Origin of the sequence: Aquibium pacificum (assembly GCF_040839445.1) — a bacterium.
GTDB classification, from domain to species: Bacteria; Pseudomonadota; Alphaproteobacteria; order Rhizobiales; family Rhizobiaceae; genus Aquibium; species Aquibium pacificus.
The window spans coordinates 1-319 of the sequence record NZ_JBDPGJ010000044.1 but is presented as its reverse complement, the minus strand read 5'-3'; the positions used below and the strand labels follow the sequence as shown (position 1 = coordinate 319).

At 56.4% G+C, this 319-nt stretch carries 1 tRNA gene; it reads left to right on the top strand.

Features of this window, described 5'->3' with window-relative positions:
- The first annotated feature begins 50 nt into the window (after positions 1-50).
- Positions 51-127, top strand: a tRNA-Met gene (locus tag ABGN05_RS30085).
- The last annotated feature ends 192 nt before the right edge of the window (positions 128-319 follow it).

The following is a 319-nucleotide window of genomic DNA, read 5'->3' as shown; positions in this document are numbered from 1 at the left end:
GCCTTTCGTCATTCGCAGAATGAGAAAACTCCCCGGTGCAAACCGGATGACGCGGGGTGGAGCAGCCCGGTAGCTCGTCAGGCTCATAACCTGAAGGTCGCAGGTTCAAATCCTGCCCCCGCAACCAACTCTGTAGACTCTTCAAAATCGCCGTCCGCTTTGGGCGGCTTTTTTGTTTGTGCAGAAAGACTTATACCAACGGCCTTCACAAATGATCCTCGTGCGCCCATTCCCGCATTCCGATTGAAGTGATTGTCTGCGGCTTGGCGAGGAGCTTTCGCCAGGCGTCGCAGGCGGCGTCGATGATGGCGTCGTAGTC